This window comes from Qipengyuania sp. (assembly GCF_042095715.1).
Lineage (GTDB): Bacteria > Pseudomonadota > Alphaproteobacteria > Sphingomonadales > Sphingomonadaceae > Qipengyuania.
The window spans coordinates 1-22,605 of record NZ_JBELMO010000039.1; the positions used below are offsets into that span (position 1 = coordinate 1).

Here is a 22,605-nt window from a genome sequence, read left to right on the forward strand (position 1 = left end):
GACAGTCCGTTGCTGACAGTAACCACGGGGCCCGCCCCCGATGCGCCCGGAAGCGAGATGACGCTGTTGTTCTTCGATCGGGCAACTGGGGAATCGCTCGGGCCCGCCCCCACCGGCGGATTCATGGAATTCGTGCTGACTCTTCACACCGACCTCTTTCTCGGACTGCCGGGAATGCTGTTCCTTGGCGCGATGGGGATTCTTTTCGTCATCGCTCTCGTCTCCGGCGCGGTGCTTTACGCACCCTTCATGCGGCGGCTGCGCTTCGGCACCCTGCGCGAAAAGCGCAGCGCGCGGGTGCGTACGTTGGACCGGCACAATCTCATCGGCATGGTGTCGCTTGGCTGGATGCTGGTCGTGGGCATCACCGGCATCATCAATGCGCTGGCCGATCCGCTAACCGCGAACTGGCGGGATGGCGAGCTGGCGAAGATGACCGAACGCTATGCCGGGGCCGCGCCGCTGGCCCCCGCCCAATACGGTTCACTCGATAAAGCGATGGCATCGGCCCAGGCCGCGCTTCCCGGCCGCTCGCCGCAATTCATCGGCTTTCCCGGCGGCGACTGGAGCACCGCACAGCACTACGCCATCTTCTTCCAGGGCGACCGGCCGCTGACGCAGAACCTGCTGACGCCTGCCCTGGTGGACGCGCGCACCGGCGAGCTGACCGATGCTCGGGACATGCCCGCGCTCAACCAGGCGCTGATGCTGTCGAAGCCGCTCCATTTCGGCGATTATGGGGGGCTGGTCCTGAAACTGGTTTGGGCGGCGATGACGGTGCTCACGATCTGGGTGCTCTGGACCGGTCTGATGCTGTGGCTGCGCCGCGCTCCAGGTCACGTGGAGCGACGCGTGGACGAGATCGCAAGGGGCGCGATGGCCGACGCGAACCTTGCCAAGTGTGCAGCAGGCGCAGCATGATTTCCGCCCGCCATCGCCGCGCAAAGCGCCGATCCCTTGCCGCCGTCTTCGCGATGCCTGCGGTCTTGCTCACCGTCACCATCGCCGGACTCGTAATAGGGCTGACGGGCGACGGCGTGCGCGACCTGCTCGCCTGGGCGCTGCTCGCCCTCCCCCTTTTCACGCTCGCCTTCGCATGGGTGCGGCGTGACTAACCTCCTTTTCGATTTTTCATAAGCCGGGACATTCCATGAGAAAGAACCTTTTCGCCTGCTCGCTATCGGCCATCGCGATGGCAGCCCCCGCCATGGCGCAGGATGCAAACACCATCGTCGTGACGGCGCAGGCCGACAACGCAACCGAAGTCGTCAATGGCGGGGAGGCGGGCGTGCTCGGTGATGTGCCCGCCGAAAACCTGCCCTTCAGTATCCGCAGCTTCGATGAAACGCTGATCTACAACCAGCAGCCGCTGACCATCGGTGAAGTGCTCGAGAACGATCCGACCATCCGTACAACCTATGGTTTCGGCAATGCCGCCGAGCAGTTCGTGATCCGCGGCTTTTCCCTGTTCGGCGACGATGTGGGCGTCAACGGTCTCTACGGTATCGCGCCGCGCCAGTTGATCGCGCCCGAATTGTTCGGTCAGGTTCAGGTGCTGAACGGGGCGAGCGCCTTTCTGAACGGTGCTGCACCCGGCGGATCGGGTCTTGGCGGAAGCGTGAACCTGCTCCTGAAACGTGCCGACAACGACACCGCGCGGGCCACCGCGACCTTCGTGGGCGAAGGCCATATCGGTGGCAGTTTCGATGTGTCGCGCCGGTTCGGCGCAGGCCGCGAATGGGGAGTGCGTGTGAATGGGGCTTACCGCGACGGCGAAGTCGCCATCGACGGGGAGGATCGCCGCGCGCAAGTTCTCGGTAGTGCGCTCGATTACGATGGCGGGCCTTTGCGGGTCTCGCTCGACCTTGCCTATCAGGAAGTGCGGATCGACGGCCTGCGACCCAAGGTCACGCTTCTTGCCGATGCCATCCCAGCCGTCCCGGATGCCAGCGCCAATTATTCGCAGGATTACACATTTACCGAGCTCGCCGACATCTTTGGCACGCTGAGCCTCGAATACGACATCGCGCCCGGCACCATGGTTTACGCCCGGGCCGGTGCGCGGCGCGGCGACGAGGAAGGCATTTACGGCGGCATCCAGGTGACCGACTCGCAAACCGGCGCGGCCACCAGCGGTTTTCATTCCTACATTCCCTATGAGCAGGACAATGAAGCGGTGGAGGCGGGGCTACGCGCGAGTTTCATGAAGGGCGCGATCACGCATACCTTCAATTTAGGCGGCAACATGATCTGGCAGCAGGATCGCACCGCATACGATTTCTTCTCACCCTTCGACACCAATCTCTACAATCCACAGCAGGTCGCGATCCAGCCGAGCGCCTTCGCCGGCGGCGACATGGACGATCCCTTCCCCATCACCGAAAGGAAGCTGGGCAGCGTGTTCGCATCGGATACGATCGGGGTGTGGGACGATCGCGTCCTGTTAACCGCGGGCGCACGCTGGCAAAGAATCGATATCGAACGCTTCAGCTATTTCGGGGGCGCGCTTGAAACAGAATACAGCGAGAATACGGTCACGCCGGTGGTGGGCCTGGTGGTGAAGCCGGTCGAAGGCCTTTCGCTTTTCGCCAATTACATCGAAGCATTGCAGGAAGGCCCGGCCGCGCCGATTGACCCAGATATCTCGAACTCCGGCGAGGTGCTGGCACCGCGCATGAGCACGCAATACGAGGTGGGCGGCAAGTTCTACTTCGACCCGTCGATCTTTGCCACGCTATCGCTCTACCGGATCCAGCGCCCCGGAGAGGGCTTCGAACCGGACGGGGAGGGCGGCACGCGTTTCGCCTATCTGGGCGAACAGCGCAACCAGGGCATGGAACTTACGCTAAACGGCGAAATCTCTCCCGGGTTGCGGATCATCACCGGTCTGGCGTTTGCCGATGCCGAACTGGGTACCGGGCTGAAAGCGCCCGGCGTGCCGGAATTCGCCGCCAACGCCAATGTCGAATGGGACTTGGGCTTCCTACCCGGGCTGACCCTGACTGGCCGCGTAACCCATACGGGCGAGCAGGAGGCCAATGCCGCCAATACGCTGCAACTGGAGAGCTGGACTGTATTGGACCTTGGCGCGCGTTACGTATTTGCGGCGGGCGAGACCCCTGTCACGCTGCGCCTCACGGTCGATAACATGACCGACGAGGCGTATTGGGCGAGTGCGTTCGATGCCTTCAATCCGGCACTACTCCAAGGCACGCCCCGAACGATCAAAGCTTCCGCCTCGGTTGCGTTTTGAGTGCAGCTCAGCCGATTGGTCGGTGCGCCCGAAGGGGTAAGCCGACCACCCCCCTCGGCTAGCTTCCAAAGGTCAGTGGCCCTCAGCAAGGCCTTCGAGAATTCTGACCGCAGCGTGCGCTGGATTGTCGTAAGGGGCGCCATCCTTGGCCAGCCATCGTCCGTCACTGGGCTCGAGCCCTTCCGCCTCGAGTGCCGCGCTTTCATCGTCTAGCGAAGTGAACGCGATTGCCGCCGGGCCGGCGTTTATGGCGCGGATATCTGTCTCGATAGCCAGCATCGTTAGACGAGCATGGTCAATAAGGGCGATGGCCGGATCCGGAAGCGGGCCGAACCGATCCAGCAGTTCCGCTTCGAAGGTCGCCAGTTCCGCACGGTCCCGCAGCCGCGCCAGGCGGACGTAAAGGTTGAGGCGCACTTCTTCCTCCGGAATCCAGTCGGGAGGGAAGCCGCCGGTCGCTCCGGTGCGAATCTCGGGCTGCCATTCGCGTTGTTTCTCACCGCGCGCGCGACGCAAGGCGCCCTCGAGCAAGTGCTGGTACAATTCCACGCCGATCAGCTTCATATGCCCGGCCTGCGCGTCGCTTAAGATGTCGCCGCCGCCGCGCTGATCGAGGTCGGCACCGGCAATTGCGAAACCCGACCCAAGCTGGTCGAATGTCGCTAGCGTGCGCAGACGCTTCTCGGTTGCCTCACCAATCTCATCGCCGTCGGTCATCAAGACGACCTGCCCACGCCGCCGCCCACGCCCCACGCGCCCCCGTAGCTGGTGCAATTGCGCCAGGCCGAAGCGATCGGATCGCCATATCACCATCGTGTTCGCCCGCGGCACATCAAGCCCGGTCTCGATGATGTTGGTGGCGAGCAGGATATCCCCCTTCCCGCTTGCGAAGTCGATCATCGCCTGATCGAGCTCAGCTGCAGGCATCTTTCCGTGCACCTCGACCAGAGTCAGATCGGGTACCCGCCGTTCCAGCCTCGATCGCATTTCGGACAGGTCCGCGATACGCGGGACCACTATGAAGCTTTGCCCCCTGCGTGCCTTCTCGCGATGCAGTGCCAGGCGAATCCTGACATCATCGACGGCGCTTACGACCGTACGGATGGGCTGACGACGCGCCGGAGGCGTCGCAATGATCGAGACCTGTTGCAAACCGATCATGGCGCGGTGAAGCGTCCGTGGTATCGGGGTCGCACTCATAACCAGCAAATGCACGCTTTTGTGGCCGCGAAGCTTTGCCTTGTCGGCTGCGCCAAAGCGCTGCTCTTCATCGATCACGACAAGGCCGAGACGAGCATAGCTGATCGACTTCCCGACCACCGCTGCGGTGCCAACCACGATGTCGATCGAACCGTCAGCCAATCCCGCCTGGACCCGCTCTTTTTCGGATCCCGTCGACAACCGCGACAGCCCGGCGACTTTTACGTTGGTATCTGCGAAACGGCGGGTGAACTCAGCCAGATGCTGACGCGCCAGCACCGTCGTCGGCGCGGCGACGATGACCTGATATCCCGATAGCGCGGCGATCGCTGCGGCACGCAGTGCTACCTCGGTCTTGCCGAACCCCACATCGCCTATCACCAGGCGCTCCATCGGCTTTCCCAGGCTGAGGTCCTCGCGCACCTCAGCAATGGCTCGTGCCTGATCGGCAGTCTCGCTATACGGAAATCCGGCCACGAACCGCTCGTAGTCAGCCCCGTCCGGCTCCATGACGGGAGCTTCGAGATTGGCCCGTTCCTCCGACAGGGCGATCAGTGACATGGCAGTCTCGGCAATCGCCTGGTCGATCGCGGCCCGCCGTTTGTTCCAGCCTTTTCCTTCGAGTTTGTCGAGCTTGACGCTGTCGCTGTCGCCTCCGTAACGCCACAGCAGTGCAGCGTCGCGGACCGGTACCAACCGGCGGTTCTCGTCGGCATATTTCAACGCGATTACCTCACCTTCACCGTTCGGTGCCGGTTCAAGGCCAAGCATCTCTGCAAAGCCATGGTTCTCGTGGATGACGAGATCGCCGATGCGGATCTCCTGACCCCCGAGCCCGACCATTTGCGCCGCCGCTGCCGGTCCTCGTTCGATGAGCGCGCGGGTACCGAGGATGTCTGCAGCCGCCACCAGCGTGATCCGCGCACCGCGTGCCCCGCGGTCGAGCGGCGCGACCAGCATGGCTATTTCGCCCTTCTCGCACCTTAGTGCCTCTCGGATATCCGTGACCTCACAGATATCAGGCAAGATGTCCTTCAGGCGGACGCGCAGGAAGCGCAGGTCGCGTTCGCTCCCGACCAGGGCGATTGCACGCTCCGCTTTCCGCTCGGCGGCCAGAAAACGCTCGAACGCCCGGGTGGTCGACTTGCTCTCTGCGAAGCGCGGCACCGCTTCGATCGCGCAACCATCCCCATCGTCGAGATCATCTTCGGTACGCCAACCGGTCAGCGCTTCGGCCCAGCGTTCATCCAAGACTGCGTCTACCTCGAGCTTCATCTCCTTCGCCATTTTTTTAGCCAGCCGCACGAATCGCTGGCGGCGTTTCTCCGCTTGGGGCGAAAGTAGGATCGTACCGGGACCAAGGTGGTCCAGAAGCGTCGCATCACTCGCCTCCTCGGGTTCGGCGGCACGACCGATTTCGAGCGCCTCGCAGGGCTCGGCGCGCATCTGTGTGATGGGATCGAAGTGGTGCATCGCGGTAATCCGCCCGTCCGCCACATCGATGCGCACCGGTCCGCGCGCGTCCACCGGATACAGATCGATGACCTCCCCGCGCACGGCGATCTCGCCCGGCTCGTCGACCCGGTCGTCGGCGAAATAGCCAATGGCTTCGGCTTGCGAGCCAAAGGCTTCCGGGGCGATGTCATCGCCCACCTGGATGAGAGGCGGTGCAGCATCGAACGCCTGGGGGGCCTGATAGCGCCTCGCGGCGGCCTCTCCACTGGCAACAACTATCGGCTGCGCAGCGTCATTCTCGGTCGAAAGCGCCCGCAATCGGCGGAGCGCGTTTACGCGGCGACCGATATTCGCCGGCGAGGCGGGCGCATCTTCGCCGGGCATCGTGTCGCTGGCGGGAAGCTGGATCACCGGTACGTTTGGCAACATCGCTTTCAGAACGAAGGCCAGGTTTTCCGCCTCGGTCTCATCGTCGGCCAGGTACAGGACCGGGCGTTCGCCGATAGCTCCGAGCACGCGCAAAACTTTTGCGCCCAGGCCGTGCACTGCCCTGCCCGATGCATCGCTCTCCGTTTGCAAATGGAACTCCCTGAATATGGCCGACCAGTTTTCGGCATCACCCATACGATGGACCGGGCGCTTCGTTTCATACGGCGTGAACGATAATCGTTGGGAGGTGCGATAGGCGCTGTGCCGATCTTCAAGCTGCGCTTCGAACCTAAAACGACACGGCCTGTCATCAGGCCCACGCATCCCCCGACGATCGAAGTGATATTAGTTTATCGAAGGAACCCAAGACACCTCGTGCAGCTTCTACAACGACCGCACGAACAGGGAACCTGCATTGTATATCGCCTCATTGGCATTGGGCGGATGCATCCGTTTCGAGCCCGTCCCTTATGGAATAACCGAAGATACCGGCGGCCACATCAGGTATATCCTCGGCGAAATGAGGGCGCTCTCCTTGCGCGACGACGTCAAAAAGGCGGAGATCATCACTCGTCGGTTCGATAATCCCGATCTTGGCCGGGTTCATGACCTTCGCGAAGAACGGCTAAGCGACAAACTGTCTATCCGGCGTATCGACAGCGGAGATCGACGATATCTCGCGAAAGAGGATCTGTTCGCCGATCGCGAAGCTTTCACCAGGGCCTTGGTCGTAGACCTCTTGATGAGAGACCGTCGGCCCGACGTCATCCACGCACATTTTGCTGACGCGGCTGATGTTGCCGCGGAAATCGAGCAACTGCTCGGCATTCCCTTTATCTACACACCGCATTCCCTGGGCCGCGACAAGCTTGCGACACTGACCGGCGAAGTGCCGAAGGAACTGGCCAGGCGGATCGAGGAAGAGGACCGCGCCATAACGAAAGCGCGCATGGTCGTCGGTTCGTCACGGGACGAATGCGAACGGCAGATCACCGCCTACCCTGGCGCAAATCCCGACAGGATCAGGCGTATCACCCCTGGCGTCCACATGGCACCCGTATCTTCTGCCAGCCGGGATAAGGCGCGCAATCTCATCCGACCCTTTCTGCGCGACCCTGAAAAACCCATCATACTTGTCATCGCCAGGCCGGTCCGAAAGAAGAATATCGCAGGGCTTATCGAAGCCTTTGCGACGTCGCCATCGCTATTGAAAAGCGCCAATCTGGTCATTCTCGCGGGCCAGCGGCAGGATATTGCGACGGGCGAACCCGAGCAGGTCGAAGTGCTTGGAGATATGATCGCCAGCATCGATCGCTACGGCCTGTACGGCAAGGTCGCCTATCCCAAAACGCATGATCGCAATACGGTGAGCGCGCTATACGCGATCGCTGCGGACAGTGGCGGTATCTTTGTCAACCCTGCCTTGGTTGAACCCTACGGTTTGACCGTGGTCGAGGCGGCTGCAGCAGGGCTTCCGGTTGTCGCAACCAAGGTCGGGGGGCCCTACGACATAGTCGGCGAGCTGAAGCACGGATTGCTGGTGGATCCCACCGACATTGGGGCAATCGGCGATGCCATGCTTCGCCTTATTACTGATCGCGATCTTCATGCGGCTTGCGCGAAAGCCGGGCGCACGGGCGCACGAGACCATAGCTGGAGCCGCTATGCGGAAGACCTTATGGCCGTGGTTCGTGCGATCCAGAAGCGCCGCCCGGGGCGGACAGCCGCAAAACCTACGATCCAAAACCTCTTGGTCTCCGATATCGATAACACGCTGACTGGCTGCGCCGACAGCGTGGGCAGGTTTGCCAGGTTTTTGGACCGAAGGCGGGAATTCAGTTTTGCGGTCGCGACCGGTCGCTCGATTTCGGAAGCGCAGCGGTTGGTTCGTGAATGGGGTCTTCCCGTGCCCCTAGCCTGGATTTGTTCTGTCGGGACAGAAATCTACATTCCCGAGAACGGCACATTGTCCCGCGATCAGTCTTTCAGCGATATGATCGGGGATGACTGGGATGGGGACGCGGTGACCGAAACCATTGGCGAAATCTGCGGGTTAACGCCCCAGGCTCCCTACGAGCAGCGCGATTTCAAACGCAGCTATTTCATCGACAGCTACGAAGTCGCTGCCGAAGTGGAGCTGAGGCTCGTGGATGCCGGCATCAACGCTCGGGTGATTGCCAGCCACGGCAACTTGCTGGATGTCGTTCCGCGCCGCGCGGGCAAGGGTGCCGCCATGCGGCATCTCGCCCGCAAATTGGGAGTGCCGCGCCATCGGGTTTTCGCCGCGGGCGACAGCGGGAACGACACAGATATGCTGACCGCCTGTCACAACCCCATTCTCGTCGGAAATCACGCCCCGGAGGTTGAGCATCTGCAAAACCTGCCAGGCATTTATATCTCGAGAAGGCATCACGCCGCCGGGACGCTGGAAGGGCTGATCATGCAGGCGCGCCGCCGACGCGCACTGGTTTGCGCCAGCGCCGACGAAAGATTGCGCGCATGAGAAGGCAGGATGGCCCGATCGGGTATTTCGTGCATCACCAGGGGAGGGGACACGCCGAAAGAGCCGCGTCCATTGCCAATGCCATAGCGGATCGACGAAGCGTCACATTGTTCAGCGCGCGCGAAGATATCTTTCCAGCGCTTGTCGATCGGGTATCCGTTTGCCGGATCCCTTCGCTTTTCGAACCTGCAGGGGAAATTCCGATAGGATTGGCTGCGTTGCCAACTCCCGACACGATGCATTGCGCGCCGGTCGGTTGGCAGTCTATTACCTCGGCCACGGCAGCTCTCGCGAATTGGTTTCTGGAGGCCGCTCCCGCTCTTTTCGTAACTGACGTCTCTGCTGAATTGGGCCAATTTGCGCGCATCTGTTCGATACCGCACGTGGCGGTGATGCAGCATGGCACTCGAACCGATGTGGGTCACCAAGCCAGCTACGATGCGGCTGCGGGTCTGCTCGCACCCTACGCCCGCGCACTCGAGCAGGACGATCGAACACCCGCCATGCTGGCGAAGACCCATTATGCCCCGGGGGTGGGCGTTGCCGTTGGCGAGTTACCCGGTAAAGTCGCAGCACGGCAGGCATTGGATCTCCCATCCGATCGCGAGATAGTCCTGGTGATCGCAGGTGGTGGTGGCCGAGGCACGCCTAGCGCGCCGTTGACATTGGGCGCCCGGGCGGAACCCGAAACGCTATGGGTCACGATCGGCGCGTTGGAGACGGAATGGCACGAAACCCCGCCGCCAAACCTGCAGCACCGGGGCTGGGTCGACAATCCCGATACCTGGATCGCAGCCGCCGACCGCGTGGTATCGTCGTGCGGGAACACGACGGTACACATGATGCTCGCCTCACCAAAGCCTTGGGTCGTGGTCCCCGAATGGCGCTACTTCGATGAACAGTTGCGCAAGGCGCAGGCGCTTGAACAGGCTGGTGTCGCTGCCGTTTCGCTGCACTGGCCTTCCCATCGCACAAATTGGGAAACGCTTTGGCAGCGGGCACGCGATATAGACCCTACCGCACGCGACAGTATTTTCGAGCCGGATGCGGCGCGCGGCGCGGCGGACTGGCTGGACAGCTTGGCACACAGACTTTGGGACGGAGCGTCAGGCGGTGTGCGGTTGGAGGTAGTGGCGTGAGCGTTTCCGTTTGCACGCTAGCCTATGGACGCGCGGAGCATTTGGCCAATCTCGTTCGCGGACTTGCGCTGAGCAATCTGTGCCCGGACGAACTCGTCGTCGCGGTGATGCAAAACGAATTCTACGCCTTGCCGGAGGCACCCTTCCCGGTGCGGCAGATCGATGTCTCCGGCCAGAGCATACCTTTGGCACGGGCCCGGAACACGGCCGCCCGCGCCGCTTCGGGCGATCTTTTGATATTTCTGGACGTGGATTGCATTCCGCATCCCGACCTCGTCGGCGACTACCAACGCGCGGCGGAGACGGACCGGGGCGTATTCATGGGGGAAGTTGGCTACCTACCCGAGGGAGCTACAGCGGGCGGCATCGATTACGAGCGTTTCGAGACGTTGGCGGTCAAGCATTCTGAGCGCGCAGGGCCCCCAACTGCGCCCACCGGATATTGCGAGGACTACCGCTGTTTCTGGTCGCTGAATTTCGCGCTTGCGGCCGAGACCTTCGCGAAAAGCGGCGGGTTTGACGAAAGCTATGTCGGTTACGGGGGAGAGGATACCGATTTCGGTCGCTGTCTGACATCAGCCGGCATCAATCTATGGTGGGTGCGGGGCGCGCGTGCCTATCACCAGTATCATCCCCATCACATGCCGCCCGTTCACCATCTCGACAGCGTGCTGACCAATGCCGCTTGCTTCAAGGCGAAATGGGGGGAAGAGACAATGCAGCACTGGCTGCGGGCATTCACTCTCATGGGCCTGATAAAAAGAGATGGCGCAGGGGGGTGGGTGAAGCTTCGCGAGCCGAACGACGCGGATCTGGCGATGACACGGCAGCAGGAGCACCAGCCTTTCGCCAGCAGCGCCTGGGTGCTGGATCAACTCGAGGCCCGCGAGCTCGATGCGGGGCGGCGGCAAGCGGCTATCGCATCGGCATAGCACGCCTCGTACCCGGCAATCATCGCTTCGATCGACAGGTTTTCGAGGGCGTGCATGCGGCAGGCCGAGCGATTCAACGTCAGGCTATTCTCCAGCGCCTTGGCGAGTGCGGGTATATCTCCGCCCGGAGCCAGAATGCCTGAATCGCCAACGACCTCGCGAAGCCCGCCGCGGTCGAATGCGGCGACAGGAACGCCGCAGGCCAGAGCCTCCGCAGAAACGAGACCGAATGGTTCCTCCCACATGGGTGTCACGAGTGCGGCCATTGCCGACGCTACCAGTTCGCGAAGACGGTCGCCGGAGCAGTGCCCGAGATATTGCCGTCTCTCGTCGAGAAGCGGTGCCACCTCCTGTTCGAAGTACGGTGCGTCCTCGATGGGCCCGCAAATCAATAGGGGAAGGTCGGCCAAACGAGCTGCCGCCACCGCCTCCGCCAGACCTTTGTTGGGCGTGATCCGCCCGCTCCAGATCACGTGGTTGCCCCTTCGCGGGCTGGGCCTCCATACATCGCAGTCCACGCCGTTGCGCACCACGCGGAGGTCGATACCGTCTGACGGTTCCCAGAGGGGCCGCTGGCTCTCCGAAGTCAGCGTGACGATTTGGCCACTTCTCCGCGTGCGTAAGACGGCCTCCCGCATCGGGCCGAATGGGGGGACATGTTGCGAGGTAACCATCGGAAGCGCTGCCGCCCGGGCCCAATCCATGAGCGCGGGATAGAGCGAATTGTTATGGACGATGTCGAAATCGCCATCTTCCACCATCTTCCAGCAGTTCTCGAAAGCCGCAAGTTGATACCGCCCCAGTTCCTCGGACCCATGCCAGATCCCCCACGGAAGATGACTTTCGTACGGGTCGCAGATTGCACGCAGTTCCGGGTGTGCCGAACCCGATGCCGCAAACAATGTAACACGATGACCCGCGCGGCTCAGGCCCTCACATAGCAAAGCGCAATGCGCCTCCATGCCTCCCATATAGGGTTCGGCGATAGGGTGGCGGACGTGAGCGATGATCGCGATCTTGAGTGCGTTCGAGATGGGTAAAGTCCACCAATACCAAGTGTGGAGATATCTTTTCCGTCTGCATCATCGCCCAACAGATAAGCAAGCGACTGATTTTCTTTCCTGGGCTATAACCACGAACGGTTCTTCGCCTGTGCCGCAGATTCGTTCCTTCTGATTTTGGGTTTCGGACATTGATCCAACCGATGCGAAACAGCGACGGTCCGTCGAATTTTCCCCTTCGATCAAAGAGTACCGTTGAGCATAGGCCAAATTAAAACGGCCGATGTAGCGAGGAAACCGAGCAGACCGGAGGCGAATGCCTCGCGGTGTGCGCTCCATCCGGATCTTTTATCCTTCTTCATCGGCATCCTCCGCGTCTAGTGACCACCCGCCGCCCAGCGCCCTGAACACCGCGATCTGCCGGCGCGAAACCTCGGCATCCTGATCGGCCAGCGTCGCGCGCGTTTCGGCCAGCGTGCGTTCGGCATCGAGCGTGTCGAGCGAGTTGATCAGCCCTTCGCGGTTCTGCGCGCGCACAATTCGCGCCGCGCGCTCGGCTGACTCGACCGCGGCAACCAGTATCCGCCGCCGCTCGAGCGCGCGGGCATAGTCCGACAGGGCTGTCTCCGCTTCCTGCAGCGCGACGAGAACCGTTCCATCGAATGCCGCAAGCGATCCGCGTGCGTCGGCCTCGGCGGCGTCGATCCGGGCATAGACCGGCTCGCGGTTGGGAAAGGCCCAGTCGATCAGCGGTCCGAGCAGGAAGCCCAGCGGGCCGCCGGTGAACAGGTCGCCCAGCTTGGATGTGTCCGATCCGATCGACCCACCCAGCGTGATGCGCGGGTAGAGGTCCGCGCGGGCCACTCCGATCCGCGCCCCATCGGCCAACACGCGCTGTTCCGCAGCGCGCACATCGGGGCGACGCGCGAGCAACTGCGACCCGTCGCCCACCGGCAACGGCGCCTCGATCTCCAGCGGGACGGTCCGCTCGCCGATATTGGCGGGCAGCGCGGCGGGTGCGCGGCCGGTCAGCGTCGCGAGCGCGAACAGGGCCGCGCGACGCTCCGCCTCGATCGCAGGGATCGTGGCGGCGCGCTGTTCGAGCAGGCTCTCGATCCGCGCCACCGCCAGCCCATCGGTATAGCCCGCATCGTGGCGCAGGCGGGTCAGGCGCAGGCTGTCTTCGAGCAGGTCGACGATCGAGCGTGCCACGCGCAACCGCGCGGCCGCGCTGGCGGCGTCGGCGTAAGCGCGCGTGGTGTCGGCCACCACCATCACCCTGACCGCTTCGGCATCGGCGCGCGCCGCCGCGACATCGCCGCGCGCGGCCGCAACACCGCTGCTCACCCGCCCGAAGAGGTCGACCTCGTAGGCGATATCGGCGCCGATCGAGAACTGGCCGCCGTCGCGATCCTGCCCCGGCAAGGTCTGCGCTTCGGGCGTGCGGCCATATCCGGCGGAAGCATCGAGCCCCACTTGCGGGAGCCGGTCCGACCGCGCGCCGCGCAGCGCCGCCCGCGCCCGGTCGATCCTGGCGACCGACTGGCGAATGTCGGTGTTGGCGGCGAGCGCATCGGCGACCAGCCCGTCGAGCACGGGGTCGTCGTACAGGCGCCACCAGTCCTGCGGCAGCGGCGCGGGGCTAACGACGTCGGCCTCGGCAGGAAGGAAGGGACCGGTTTCCACATCGCGGATGGGGGTAGAGGCGATATGGTCCGGCCCCGCCGCGCAGGCTGCGAGAGCCAGCGCGGAAACGGCAGAGAGGGTGAGGTTGCGAATGTGCATGGCTATTCGTCCTATTCGGCCGGCTGCATCGCCGGGCTCGCCTCGCCCCTGCGGCTGGGACCGCGCAGCGATGCGAGCCGGTCGCCGAGCGCGCGGCAAACGACGTAGAAGGTGGGGGTGAAGATCAGCCCGAAGCCGGTCACGCCGAGCATGCCGAAGCACACCGCTGTGCCCAGCGCCTGGCGCAGTTCTGCGCCCGCGCCGGTCGCGATCACCAGAGGAACCGAGCCGAGGATGAAGGCGAAGCTGGTCATCAGGATCGGCCGCAGGCGAGTACGTGCTGCCTCGATCGCGGCATCGATGGGCGACAGGCCGTGCAGCGCCTCGCCCTGCCGGGCGAATTCCACGATCAGGATCGCGTTCTTCGCCGACAGTGCGATCAGTACGACCAGCCCGATCTGGGTGAGGACGTTGTTGTCCATCCCCATCAGGTTGACCCCGATCATCGCCGCCAGCAGGCACATCGGCACGATCAGGATGATCGCCAGCGGCATGATCAGGCTTTCGTACTGCGCGGCCAGCACCAGGAAGACGAGCAGCACCGCGAGGCCAAAGACATAGATCGCGGTGTTGCCGGTGCTCGCCTGCTGGAAGGCGATGCCGGTCCACTCGGTCGAATAGCCCTGCGGCACGGTCTCTGCCGCGACCTTCTCCATCGTCACCAGAGATTCCCCGGTCGAACTCGTCGGCGCGGTGTCGCCGTCGATCGCCACGGCGGGCGCGAGGTTGTAGCGGCTGACGCGGTATGGGCCGGTGGTGTCGGTCACACTCGCAACCGATCCCAGCGGCACCATCGCCCCGTTGCCGGACCGGGCATACAGGTTGCCGATATCGCTAACATCGTCGCGATAGCTCGCATCCGCCTGCGCGGTCACGCGGTAGGTCCGCCCCAGCAGGTTGAAGTCGTTGATGAAAGCGCTGCCCAGATAGACCGACAGCGTGTCGAAGATGTCGCTCGGCGAAACGCCCAGCATCTGTGCCTTTTCGCGGTCGATATCGGTCTTCACGCGCGGGGTGCCGGTGTCGAAGAAGGTATAGGCCCCGGCCAGCCCTTCCTGCTGGTTGGCCTGCGCGATGACGGCATTGGCCACGTCCTGCATCTGGCGGTAGCCCTGCCCGGAATCGTCCTTCAGCATCATGCGGAAGCCGCCGGCGGAACCGATCCCCTGGATGACGGGCGGCTTGACGATCATCAGGCGCGCCTCGTTGATATCGGCGGTGGCGGCCTGCGCCTTGGCGATCAGTTCGTCGATCGACTGGCCGTTGCCCTCACGGTGATGGAAATCGTCGAGCACCCAGTAGGCGGCGGCCGAGCTGGCGGACTGGGTCTGCGTCGTCCCGTCGAAGCCCGACAGCATAACCGTGCCGGTGATCCCTTCGATGGGCAGCACGCGTTCGGCGACCTTCTTCATCACCGCATCGGTGCGGGTCGTCGACGATCCCGGGGGCAACTGGATGACCGAGACGAAATAGCCCTGATCCTGCTGCGGTACGAAGCCGGTGGGGGTCATCGCCAGTGCGAACCCGGTGAGGCCGATCAGCACGCCATATGCAAGCATCATGCGCCGGGGCATTGCGACCAGCCGCCCGGTCAGACGCGCATAGCTTTCACTGGAGCGCTCGAACCCGGCGTTGAACCTGTCGCCCGCCCGCTCGATCGCCCTGCGCCAGCGCGGCGCGTCTTCGGGCAGATGCTCGTGCGGGCGGAGAAGCAGCGCGGAGAGCGCGGGCGAGAGCGTGAGCGACACGAACAGCGAGATGATGGTCGCGGCGGAAATCGTGACCGCGAACTGCTTGTAGAACTCGCCCGAGAGGCCGCCCATGAACAGCGTCGGCACGAACACCGCGCACAGCACCAGCACGATCGCGATCAGCGCACTGCCGACCTCGTCCATCGAGCGGCGCGCGGCTTCCAGCGGGCTGTAGCCCGCCTCCAGATTGCGCTCGACATTCTCGACCACCACGATCGCGTCGTCGACAACGATCCCGATCGCAAGGACCAGCCCGAACAGCGAGAGATTGTTGAGCGAATAGCCCAGCATCGCCAGCACCGCGAAGGTGCCGACCAGCGAGATCGGGATGGCGAGCACCGGGATGATCGAGGCGCGCGCCTTCTGCAGGAAGACGATGATGACCAGCACCACCAGCACCACTGCTTCAAGCAGGGTGTGCAGCACCGCATCGATGCTTTCGGCGATGAATTCGGTCGGGTTGTAGACGATCCGATATTCGAGGCCCTGCGGGAAATCGGCCAAGAGTTCGTCCATGGTCGCCTTGACGCCTTCCGCCGCGGCGAGCGCGTTGGAGCCGGGTTTCTGAAACACCGGCAGGATCACCGAATCCTGATCGTTCAGATAGGCCGATGTGGCGTAGTCGGCGGCGCCGATCTCTACCCGCGCCACGTCATTGACGTGGATCTGGCGGCCCTGGTCGTCGGTGCGGATCACCACCTGGCCGAACTGGTCCGGGCTGGTGAAGCGCCCCTGCGTCTCGACATTGAGCTGGAAGGCGGAATCGGGGCTCGGCTGCTGGCCGAGCGTACCGGCGGCGACCTGCACGTTCTGCGCCCTGAGCGCGCGCACCACATCGCTGCCCGTCAGGCCCAGCGCGGCGGCACGGCCCGGATCGATCCAGACGCGCATCGCCAGCTCCCGCTGGCCAAACATCTGGACGTCACCGACCCCTTCGAGCCGGGCGATACGGTCCTTGATCCGGGTCTGCGCGTAGTTCGAGATATATTCGCGGTCCAGCGAACCGTCGGGCGAGATCAGGTTGACCACCATCAGGAAGTCGGGCGTGGTCTTGCGGGTGACGATGCCGAGCCGCTGGACCTCTTCGGGCAGCCGCGCCTCGGCGATCGCGACACGGTTCTGGACCAGCACCTGCGCTTCGTCGAGGTCGGTCCCGGGCGCGAAGGTGACGGTGATCGTCATCCGCCCGTCGCCGGTGGATTCGCTCGACTGGTAGAGCATCCCGTCGACGCCGTTGATCTCCTGCTCGATCGGATTGGCGACGGTATCGGCCACCGTTTCGGCCGAGGCGCCGGGATAGACCGCGGTGACGGTCACCGTCGGCGGCACGATGTCCGGATACTGGCTGACCGGCAGGAAGAAGTAGGAAATTGCACCGACCAGCGTCACCAGCACCGCTAGGACGCAGGCGAAGATCGGCCGATCGATGAAGAAGCGGGAAATGTTCATGGACGCACTCCGGGCGTGGTCTGGGGGCGTGGAGGGGCCGCGAAGGAAGCTTAGCTGGCGAGGCTGGCCGACGCGGCGGGGACCGACATGGGCAATTCAGGCGTCTCGTCGGTGCCCGGTGCGGAGCCCGCGATCCGGCCCTTCCGGGCGCTGACCTTCTGCCCCGGCATCGCCATCTGGGTACCCTTGATGATTACGCGGTCGGTGGGTTTCAGACCCTTCTCGATCACGCGCAGACTGCCGACCAATGGTCCGAGCTCGACCGCGCGGGTGGCGACCGTGCCGTCCTTGGCCACCACCAAGAGCAGCTTGCGCGTCTGGTCGGTAGTGACGGCGGTATCGGGCACCAGCAACGCCTGCCGCGTGCCGCCGGTCGCCAGCCGCATCCGGCCAAACAGGCCGGGCGCGAGGAAGCCTTCGCCATTGCTAACGACCGCGCGGGCTCGGATGGTGCCGGACTCGCTGTCGAGCCCGTTATCGGTGAAGTCGAGCGTGCCGTGCCAGCGATAGTCGGCCTCGTCCTGCAGCCGGATTTCGACCGGCGTGCCCTTGTCGAGCCCTTGGCGGCGCGCCTTTAGGAAAAGCGCTTCGGAGCCGGTGAATTCGAAATAGACCGGGTCGACCGCATTGATCGTGGTCAGCAGCGTGGCGGCACTGCCACCGCCGCCCGAGACGAGGTTGCCCGCGTCGATTCGGCGGTCCGAAATCTGGCCCGAGATCGGCGCGCGAACGGTGGTGAAGCCGACGTCGAGCGCCCGCGAGTTCACCCGCGCCCTGGCTGCAGCAAGCATGGCGGCATTATTGCGCACCTCGGCCTGCAACCGGTCGATCTCGGTCGCCGCGATCGCGTCGTCTGTGACCAGCCGCTGGGCGCGGCTCAGATTATCGCGCGAAAGCGCAAGCGCACTCTCGGCCCGTGCGACTTCGGCCTGCGCCTCGGCCAGCGCGGCGCGATAGGTCCGCGCATCAATCGTGAAGAGCGGCGTGCCCTGTCGGACGAACTGGCCGTCGGTGAAATGGACGCGCGTTATTGCACCGGAAACCTGCGGACGTACGTCAACGCTCCTACTGGCCTGAAAGCGGCCGACGAATTCGTCCCACTCGGTGATTTCTTTCTGAAGCGGGAGAGCGGCGGTCACCGCAGGCGGTGCGGCCGTGGCGGGGGCTGCGGGCTTGCCGCCCAGCAACCACCAAGCGCCTACAACCAAGAAGAGCGCCGCCAGCACGAGCCAGAGCCGACTGAACCGCCGCCCGGTGGAGCCGTTCTCGCGCACGACGGTGTCTTCCGGGCTGCCATCATCGATAATTTCGGAAGCGTGCTGATCGCGGCGCTCGTCGGCATCTTCGGCTGCATTGCGATCGAACGGTGTGTCGAACATGGATACCCCTGACCTTAATCGAGACGAGCGCTACCGCCTTCAAAAGCAAGGGCTTTCGAAGCTGGACGCTCACAATTCAAACGAACCAGGGCCCCACGGCACCCAGCCGCCGCGCAGCGATCACCGCTACACAGCTATCTGTACCGATAAGTATGTAATCTGAGGTTCAGGTCAAGCGGAATTTCTATACCGCTCGGTATTTTTCTCGCAAGTGCGGAAGACTATTAACTCGAAGGCCAAGAAACCAGCGCGGAATCAGCAACTTCCATCAAATCGCTCCGGGTCGCTCCTGATTGGGCCTGCACCGAGATGCCCTGCATCAGGGCGAGAAGATAGCGCGTGATCGCCTCCGCGCTGGTCGGTACAGCGAACTCTCCCGCGTCGATCGCGCGCTGCATCCGAGCGACGATCAGTTTCTTCGCAGATTCCGCACGGGCGTTCACGTCGTCACGGATTGAGGGCTCTACGCTTTGACAGCCAACCGTGGAGATCACGCCCATGCAGCCGCGGCATTCTCCGCCGGTCGCGACATCGACAGACCCGAGCAACAGCGTCTCGGCAACGGCGCGCGCGGTCGGCGCAGCTACCGCCTCGCCAATATAGGCGAGCTTGTCCTGCTCGTAGAGATCGAGCGCTTGGCGAAAGAGCTTCTCCTTGTTGCCGAAAGCGGCATAGAGGCTCGGTCTGGTAATCCCCATCGCATCGGTGAGATCGCTCAGCGAAGTACCTTCGTACCCCTTCTGCCAGAATAGGCGCAGTGCTTCGGCGAGAGCGACGTCAGTATCGAATTCGCGTGGGCGACCCCTTGTGGCAAGGTTTTCCATACCTCTAGGTATAAAACTTTTGGAAAGGGGTTTCAATGGGTCCGAACCCGCAGGCGTCGCCCAATCTGCGTCTAGGCGGTTTCGACGACCCAGCTCTTGCAATCTACGCCCTTCGGACCGGGCTCCTTCCGCGGGGCCAACAAGCCGTGGCCGAAGCGGAACTGGTCAGCGCTCGACTGCGAGCCCACTTTCTTCGGGCATGTACTCACCGCGATTGAATGCCGCATACCGTTCAAGTGTGGCATCATTGGCGGGATAGGTCCCGATGTCGGGTCGACCGGCACGGACCTCTCGCAAAGCGAAGTCCTCGAACGCCTCCATGGGTTCAACTTCCTTCGCGATACTCGTCAATCGCTGGCCCACTGGTGTCGAGGTAGCCCACGCGATGGTCCCCGGAGGCCCGTTCCCGGCCAGTTCCGATGGACGAACAACGTCACTGGGTTACGCTCGCGATCGAGCGGTTCCTGCGGCCGGTCTGCTACCAGAACATGCCGGAAGAACTGCTGCCGCCCGAACTAAAGCACGATACAGAGGCACCAAGACTCGTCGATGGACAACCATCGAGATTATCGTGAACCGTGACATTTGGTGTGTTTGATAGTGGGAGTTGACGTTCGTGATGATGGCCTCAGGCTACGGTTCGCAATTTGCCTTTCCGTCAGGTGTCCGAGCATGTGCGGGCGCCAACTGAACTCGTTGGCCTTTTTCGAAGGAAGCGGGATCGGTGAACGATTGGCCATAGCGGATGAAGCCTTGGCTCCGATCCAGCTCAACGAAGCGTCAAACACGCAGCTCAGCATCTAACAAAAACGGGACTGGCGTTTGGCGCCAACCAACCGGGTTCGGGACATCCTCCGACATGGGTCTGACGCCGCAAACTAGAGCCGGTATCCTTTTGAAAGAAGCGCGATAAGTTATATCCTTAGCTCCGAAAGAAGGCTGAGAAGTTCAAATGTCCACGCTGGAGTACGGAAAATCGGTCAGTCTCCCGCTCCCTTTCTAAGGGGAAGGCGATGCTAACTTAACTTGCATTGGCAAACCCACTCGGCTAGGCCGGCCTTAGAGCAGCAAAAGCTGTCCATCGAAGGGAGAGGAAATGACCCGCTTTTTCGCAAGCACGCTGGCGATCGCTATATCGGCGCTCGCACCCCCAATTGCGGCCCAGGAAAACAGCGGTGCCGACGGGGAGCCTACAGAAACCCAAGCTGAAACCGACAACAACGAAGGTTTGCAGACCATCGTCGTCACTGCGCAGCGCCGTGAGTCAAGCGTTCAGGACAGCTCTATCGCAATCTCCGCTTTCTCAGGGGAGTCACTCGATTCCGGGCGGGTCCTTAGTTTCGAGGATCTCGCGGGCTCGGCAACCTCTCTCTCGTTCACCGCGCTCTCGCCGCTCGACCAGGAATTCAATATCCGCGGGATCACCAACACCCGCCTGGATTCACCGTCGGCCGACCAGTCGATCGGCATCTTCGTCGACGACGTGTATGTCGGACGGTCGGGCCTCTTCAATTTCGACCTTTTCGATATCGACCGGGTGGAGGTCGTTCGCGGACCTCAAGGCGTCCTTTTGGGCAAGAACGTGGTAGGCGGTGCAATCAGCATCTACAGCGCGCGGCCGGAACGCTATTTCGAAGGCAGTGTTTCTGCATCTTATGGCAATTACAACGAGAAGCTCGTCAAGGGCCACATCACAGGACCTTTAGGTGACAGCATTGCCGCGCGCCTGGCCTTCCAGGTCCGCAACCGCGATGGCTTCAATCACGATATCGCCCATGGTGTCGATCTCGACAATGTCGACAGCGTACAGATGCGCGGACAAATCGCTTTCGAGCCGGTGGGCTCCGATTTTTCTGCGGTCTTGATCGGCGACTACACTAACGATGATTCCAATGGGTTTCACTCCCTTACGGTAGATGGACCGGCGGCAGGTTCAGGGCCGTGGAGCACAGCCCGGGCCCGTGTTGCGGCCTTGCGTCCGGAAGGGCTGGGCCCTCGCGAGAGCCTTCCCGACTGGCAAACTTACAAGGGCGAAGTCAACCCGACCCCGCAGCAGCTTCACCGCGAAGCGTTCGGGTTGGCTCTCAACATGTCCTACGATTTCGACTTTGCCACGCTGACCAGCATCACCGGCTACCGCAGTGGTGAAGCATTCAGTGTGTACGATCAGACGGGCATCGGGCCGAGCAATAATTACGATGTCATCGTGCCACTCCTTTTCCGCTCGCCGGTGCGGGAAGCGGAGGATATCAGTCAGTTCAGCCAGGAAATCCGTCTGGTTTCTCCAGAGGCCGCAGATAGCGGTTTCGACTGGATCCTCGGAGGCTATTTCCAGCGAGACGAAGTCAGCAAGGACGACATCATCTCGTTTGAAATTCGCGTGCCGGTAATCCCGACACTCAACGGACAGTCTGCGTGGTTCAACGAGGGTACGAACAAATCCTACGCCGTCTTTGGGCAACTCGGTTACCGCTTCAACGAGATGCTCCGCGTGGTTGGAGGGCTGCGCTATTCCCGCGACGAAAAGAGCGGAACAGTGCAAGGTCTCGCTCTGGAAACAGGCGATCGTTTCACGCCCAATGATCCAGTCCCATCCTCACCCTTGTCACCGACCTATGTCGAGGGCGGGGGCTACACCACGAACTATTCGAACAGCTGGGAAGAGCTTACGCCGCAGATAACCGCGGAATTCCAGCCAAACCCGGATATCCTGATCTACGCGACCTATTCGACCGGGTTCAAGGGTGGTGGCTTCGAAGACGACCCCGCCAATCCCGTCGCCGCGCAGAGCAGTTATGACCCAGAAACGGTCACCAACTATGAAATAGGCGGCAAGTTCGAATTCTTCAACAATCGGGCTCGGCTGAACCTTGCCGCATTTTCCATGCGCTACAGGGATTTGCAAGTTACACAGACGTCCGACGTCTGTCTCTGCAACATCACAGACAATGCGGCGGATGCGAAAATCCGGGGCATCGAGGCGGAAGCGCAAGTTGTTCCGTTCTCCGGTCTTTCTCTTAATGGCGGCCTTACGCTGCTTGACACCGAATACATCGACTTCACCGATTCGGTCGGCAACGTGAACGATGGCAAGTTCCTGCAGCGAACGCCGCGCTATCAGTGGAACCTTGGAGTTGCATACACCACCGACATCGGCGATTGGACAGACGGTCTTGCCGTCAGCGTGAACTACAATCGGCAAGGCAAGCTGAGCTGGAACCCGGAGGGTTCGGCGAACGAGCCTGCATACGGCCTCTTGTCCGGACGCATCTCCATCAAGCCAACGGATGACCTGACATTTTCGGTCTGGGGGCGCAACCTGACCGACGAACTTTACCGGGTGAATGCCATTGCCTTCTTCGGCGACGAGGCGTCGCGCCTAGGCGCACCGCGTACTTATGGTGCGGAAGTCTCAATACGGTTCTGACCTGTCTCTCAACCCCGAGGCCCCTGTCTGGGCCCCGGGTTGGACTCAGAGGCTCGCGGGTTCGTCCCGCGGGCCTTT

Annotated in this window: 14 protein-coding genes and 1 pseudogene; 8 read left to right on the forward strand and 7 right to left on the reverse strand. The window is 62.6% G+C overall.

What is annotated here, in order from left to right; translation table 11 throughout:
* The 3 genes from ACFDTG_RS10295 to ACFDTG_RS10305 form a co-directional block, all read left to right on the forward strand.
* Window positions 1-921: PepSY-associated TM helix domain-containing protein (locus tag ACFDTG_RS10295; RefSeq protein ID WP_375290951.1), on the forward strand; the 921-nt coding region annotated here is incomplete at its 5' end.
* A gap of 53 nt (window positions 922-974) precedes the next feature.
* Complete coding sequence (locus ACFDTG_RS10300; protein WP_375290952.1) at window positions 975-1,115, forward strand: hypothetical protein; 141 nt, start codon at window positions 975-977, stop codon at window positions 1,113-1,115.
* A 35-nt stretch (window positions 1,116-1,150) separates the two neighbouring features.
* Entirely contained in the window at window positions 1,151-3,253 is a 2,103-nt protein-coding gene (locus tag ACFDTG_RS10305; protein ID WP_375290953.1) for a TonB-dependent receptor, read from the forward strand.
* 72 nt (window positions 3,254-3,325) lie between these two features.
* Here ACFDTG_RS10305 and ACFDTG_RS10310 read toward each other — a convergent pair whose 3' ends face one another.
* Window positions 3,326-6,487: a helicase-related protein gene (locus ACFDTG_RS10310; RefSeq protein ID WP_375290954.1), complete on the reverse strand. Its 3,162-nt coding sequence runs from the start codon at window positions 6,485-6,487 to the stop codon at window positions 3,326-3,328.
* A 286-nt stretch (window positions 6,488-6,773) separates the two neighbouring features.
* On the opposite strand from ACFDTG_RS10310, the gene ACFDTG_RS10315 reads away from it, so the two are divergent.
* The 3 genes from ACFDTG_RS10315 (at window position 6,774) to ACFDTG_RS10325 (ending at window position 10,911) form a co-directional block, all read left to right on the forward strand.
* Window positions 6,774-8,840 (forward strand): HAD-IIB family hydrolase, encoded by a 2,067-nt coding sequence (locus ACFDTG_RS10315; RefSeq protein WP_375290971.1) that lies wholly within the window; start codon window positions 6,774-6,776, stop codon window positions 8,838-8,840.
* A gap of 392 nt (window positions 8,841-9,232) precedes the next feature.
* The gene (locus ACFDTG_RS10320; protein WP_375290955.1) at window positions 9,233-9,979 is read left to right on the forward strand and encodes a hypothetical protein; all 747 of its coding nucleotides are present in this window, start codon (window positions 9,233-9,235) and stop codon (window positions 9,977-9,979) included.
* A complete protein-coding gene (locus ACFDTG_RS10325; RefSeq protein ID WP_375290956.1) occupies window positions 9,976-10,911 on the forward strand; it encodes a galactosyltransferase-related protein in 936 nt (311 codons plus the stop codon). Before ACFDTG_RS10320 ends, ACFDTG_RS10325 begins: the two co-directional genes overlap by 4 nt.
* Here the strand turns inward: ACFDTG_RS10325 and ACFDTG_RS10330 are convergent.
* The 6 genes from ACFDTG_RS10330 to ACFDTG_RS10355 form a co-directional block, all read right to left on the reverse strand.
* Window positions 10,851-11,882, reverse strand: a complete 1,032-nt coding sequence (locus ACFDTG_RS10330) for a glycosyltransferase (RefSeq protein ID WP_375290957.1) — start codon at window positions 11,880-11,882, stop codon at window positions 10,851-10,853. The genes ACFDTG_RS10325 and ACFDTG_RS10330 overlap by 61 nt on opposite strands.
* A 378-nt stretch (window positions 11,883-12,260) precedes the next feature.
* On the reverse strand, window positions 12,261-13,697 hold the full coding sequence (locus tag ACFDTG_RS10335; RefSeq protein WP_375290958.1) for an efflux transporter outer membrane subunit: 1,437 nt from the start codon (window positions 13,695-13,697) through the stop codon (window positions 12,261-12,263).
* Between the two features lie 11 nt (window positions 13,698-13,708).
* Window positions 13,709-16,897 (reverse strand): efflux RND transporter permease subunit, encoded by a 3,189-nt coding sequence (locus ACFDTG_RS10340; RefSeq protein WP_375290959.1) that lies wholly within the window; start codon window positions 16,895-16,897, stop codon window positions 13,709-13,711.
* A gap of 50 nt (window positions 16,898-16,947) precedes the next feature.
* Window positions 16,948-18,276 (reverse strand): efflux RND transporter periplasmic adaptor subunit, encoded by a 1,329-nt coding sequence (locus ACFDTG_RS10345; RefSeq protein ID WP_375290960.1) that lies wholly within the window; start codon window positions 18,274-18,276, stop codon window positions 16,948-16,950.
* A 224-nt stretch (window positions 18,277-18,500) separates the two neighbouring features.
* Window positions 18,501-19,100 (reverse strand): TetR/AcrR family transcriptional regulator, encoded by a 600-nt coding sequence (locus ACFDTG_RS10350; RefSeq protein ID WP_375290961.1) that lies wholly within the window; start codon window positions 19,098-19,100, stop codon window positions 18,501-18,503.
* 165 nt (window positions 19,101-19,265) lie between these two features.
* Window positions 19,266-19,421: a hypothetical protein gene (locus tag ACFDTG_RS10355; protein WP_375290963.1), complete on the reverse strand. Its 156-nt coding sequence runs from the start codon at window positions 19,419-19,421 to the stop codon at window positions 19,266-19,268.
* A gap of 19 nt (window positions 19,422-19,440) precedes the next feature.
* On the opposite strand from ACFDTG_RS10355, the pseudogene ACFDTG_RS10360 reads away from it, so the two are divergent.
* Window positions 19,441-19,675 (forward strand): annotated as a pseudogene (locus ACFDTG_RS10360) (aldehyde dehydrogenase (NADP(+))); the annotation flags it as partial.
* Between the two features lie 521 nt (window positions 19,676-20,196).
* Window positions 20,197-22,527, forward strand: a complete 2,331-nt coding sequence (locus ACFDTG_RS10365; RefSeq protein WP_375290964.1) for a TonB-dependent receptor — start codon at window positions 20,197-20,199, stop codon at window positions 22,525-22,527.
* The last annotated feature ends 78 nt before the right edge of the window (window positions 22,528-22,605 follow it).

Bases quoted from the DNA above. Each gene is read 5' to 3' on its own strand.
- ACFDTG_RS10340 (WP_375290959.1), bottom strand. From the start codon at position 16,897: ATGAACATTTCCCGCTTCTTCATCGATCGGCCGATCTTCGCCTGCGTC.
- ACFDTG_RS10345 (WP_375290960.1), bottom strand. From the start codon at position 18,276: ATGTTCGACACACCGTTCGATCGCAATGCAGCCGAAGATGCCGACGAG.
- ACFDTG_RS10355 (WP_375290963.1), bottom strand. From the start codon at position 19,421: ATGGAGGCGTTCGAGGACTTCGCTTTGCGAGAGGTCCGTGCCGGTCGA.
- ACFDTG_RS10335 (WP_375290958.1), bottom strand. From the start codon at position 13,697: ATGCACATTCGCAACCTCACCCTCTCTGCCGTTTCCGCGCTGGCTCTC.
- ACFDTG_RS10365 (WP_375290964.1), top strand. From the start codon at position 20,197: ATGACCCGCTTTTTCGCAAGCACGCTGGCGATCGCTATATCGGCGCTC.
- ACFDTG_RS10350 (WP_375290961.1), bottom strand. From the start codon at position 19,100: ATGGAAAACCTTGCCACAAGGGGTCGCCCACGCGAATTCGATACTGAC.
- ACFDTG_RS10305 (WP_375290953.1), top strand. From the start codon at position 1,151: ATGAGAAAGAACCTTTTCGCCTGCTCGCTATCGGCCATCGCGATGGCA.
- ACFDTG_RS10330 (WP_375290957.1), bottom strand. From the start codon at position 11,882: ATGGGAGGCATGGAGGCGCATTGCGCTTTGCTATGTGAGGGCCTGAGC.
- ACFDTG_RS10300 (WP_375290952.1), top strand. From the start codon at position 975: ATGCCTGCGGTCTTGCTCACCGTCACCATCGCCGGACTCGTAATAGGG.
- ACFDTG_RS10320 (WP_375290955.1), top strand. From the start codon at position 9,233: ATGCAGCATGGCACTCGAACCGATGTGGGTCACCAAGCCAGCTACGAT.